A 2,385-nucleotide genomic window follows, 5' to 3' on the forward strand; every position below is an offset into this window, starting at 1 on the left:
CCCCGGCCCCCCGGCCCTCCCGCGCCCGGAACGCCCGCCGTTCCCGCCGGATCCGCCTCACCTGCCGTTCCCGCCTCACCTGCCGCGCCCGCCTCGCCCGCCGTTCCCGCCGGGCTCGTGGTGCCTCCCGCGCCCGCCGGGCCGATATCGGCCGATCCGCCCCGCCCTGCCCGTGCCGCACGGCCCCTGCTCACCCAGTCCTGGCTCGACCTGGCCTTTCTCCACTGGCCCGCGGACCCCGCCGACGTCGCCCCGCTGCTCCCGGCCGGTACCCGGCCCGACACCCTGGACGGCCTCACCTACATCGGGCTCGTCGCGTTCCGCATGCACCGCGTCGGATGGCTGCGCCTGCCCGGCATTCCCTACCTGGGCTCCTTCCCCGAGACCAACGTCCGCCTCTACTCGGTCGACACCCACGGCCGCCGCGGCGTGGTCTTCCGTTCCCTCGACGCCTCCCGCCTCCTGCCGGTCCTCACCGCCCGCACCGTGTTCCGTATCCCGTACGTGTGGTCGCGCATGTCGGTCCGCCGCGACGGCCCCACCCTCACCTACACCAGCAGCCGCAGATGGCCCGGACCGCGCGGCGCGCACTGCACCCTCACCGTGCGGACAGGTGAACGCATCGCGGAGCCGACCGCCCTCGAACACTTCCTGACGGCCCGCTGGGGCATGCACAGCGACTTCTCCGGCCGGCTGCTGTACCTGCCCAACAGCCACCCGCGCTGGCCGCTGCACCGCGCCGAACTCCTGGGCTGCGACGAGGACCTGGTGACGGCGGCCGGTCTGCCCGCGCCCGCCGGCCCGCCCGTCAGCGTGCTCTACTCCCCAGGAGTCCCCGTACGGTTCACCCGCCCCACCGGCTGACCCGCCCCGGCCCTGCACCCGTCCGACCAGGCGCGGGGCATTGACAGAGCCTGCGGGACGTGCGAAAAAGACCCCACGTCCGAGGCCGCGCGATGTCCGTTCTCCGCGGCCCGGCGCCGCAACCGCGAGACGCCGCCCGGGACCGACAACCCCGCGGGGTCCACCCCGCCGCGATCAGCACCGCGTCGGTGCGACCGACCGCGACCGACCCACCTGAAACACGACGATCGGACCCGACTTGACCCTCATGCCCGGATCACGCGTGCCCGGCCGGACCTGGACGGTCCGGCTCACCGGCCACGCCGATCACAGCGCCTCCGTCACCTGCAGCACCGAAGCCTGCCGGATGCCGCCCCGTTCGAAGGACACCGCGTCCCTGAAGCGGTTCGCCGCCGAACACGCCCGGGCCCACGCACGGCTGGCCACCGTACGCCCCAACGCCGCCTGCGCCTGCCGGGCCGTCGCACAGTGCGCCTGGCACGAGACCCGCACCCAGTGCACCGGCTCCACCCTCCTGGTCCTGGTCCACAACCCGGCCGTGGGACAGGTCTGGACGCTCGCCGAGATCTGCCAGTCCTGCGCGCCGCTCATCCCGCACACCGCCGTCCTCGGCCGCTCCCAGCCCCAGCCCCAGACACAGGGGCAAGGGCAGGCGCAGGCGCAGGCGCCGGGGCAGGCCCGCCGGGCCCCGGCCGGCGCCGTGGTCCCCGCTCCCGCCACCGCCCCGGCGGCGGCCCCCCTGCCCGTCGCGGGCGGGTTCTCCTCACCGCAGGCCGCCCCGGAGGCACCCGCCGCCCGCCGCCGCCCGCGCCGCCCCGCTCGCCCCCGCCGGGCCTCCTGACCCCGCGGCCGGCGGCCGGGCCGCCGCCCGGGGCCCGCGTCCGGCCCGAGCAGGCCGGCCCCCGCCGGACCGTCACACCGTCAGACCGTCACACCCACGTGTAGTTGTCGTCGGTGACGGCTTCCAGGGCGGCGTCGGCCGTGGCCGCCCGGGGATCGGGCAGCGCGGCGAGCGCGGCACCGATGGGCGGGAAGACCGGGAGCCCGGCCACCTTGCGGTAGTCGATCCACTCGATCACGCCGATCTCATGGCTCCCGTCGGGCTGCTCGTCGCGTTCCTCCACGGCCAGCGTGGCGCGCACCGCGGGGGTGATGTGCAGGCGGTGGATCAGGTGCAGCTTGCGCGGGGGCGGGGTGGGGCCGGGCCGGGTGACCCGCTGGTCGACGACCCACAACAGGTCGCCGCCCTCGGCCAGGCCGACGTCCAGGGCGAGTTCCTCGGCGAGTTCCCTGCGCAGGGCGCAGGTGAGGTCCTCGCCGTCCTCCACGTTCCCGCCGGGCGGGCTGTAGTGGGTGGAGCCGGGCCTGTCGCGGCGGATGAGCGCGACCTCGTCGCCGCAGAACACCAGGGCCGCGGTACGGATCCTGATGCGGGAGAACGGGACCGCAGGCGGGGGAGTGGACGTCACGACGGCCAGTATGGCGCGCCGCCCCCGCACCCGCCGCCGACCCCCCGCACCC

Annotated in this window: 3 protein-coding genes; 2 read left to right on the top strand and 1 reads right to left on the bottom strand. The window is 76.2% G+C overall.

Translation table 11 applies throughout. The features are described 5' to 3' along the window. Window positions 1–117: 117 nt before the first annotated feature. On the top strand, window positions 118–864 hold the full coding sequence (locus IH80_RS0138175; RefSeq protein WP_037882338.1) for a YqjF family protein: 747 nt from the start codon (window positions 118–120) through the stop codon (window positions 862–864). A 247-nt stretch (window positions 865–1,111) separates the two neighbouring features. Continuing rightward, window positions 1,112–1,705: a hypothetical protein gene (locus IH80_RS0138180; protein ID WP_037882340.1), complete on the top strand. Its 594-nt coding sequence runs from the start codon at window positions 1,112–1,114 to the stop codon at window positions 1,703–1,705. Window positions 1,706–1,793: 88 nt separating this feature from the next. Here IH80_RS0138180 and IH80_RS0138185 read toward each other — a convergent pair. Beyond that, window positions 1,794–2,385, bottom strand: a 592-nt coding sequence (locus tag IH80_RS0138185) for an NUDIX domain-containing protein (RefSeq protein ID WP_324609453.1), incomplete at its 5' end; no start/stop codon positions are given.

Source organism: Streptomyces sp. NRRL S-378, assembly GCF_000720645.1.
GTDB lineage: Bacteria > Actinomycetota > Actinomycetes > Streptomycetales > Streptomycetaceae > Streptomyces.

Coding starts and splice junctions, on each gene's coding strand:
- IH80_RS0138180 (WP_037882340.1), top strand. CDS start 1,112: ATGCCCGGATCACGCGTGCCCGGCCGGACCTGGACGGTCCGGCTCACC.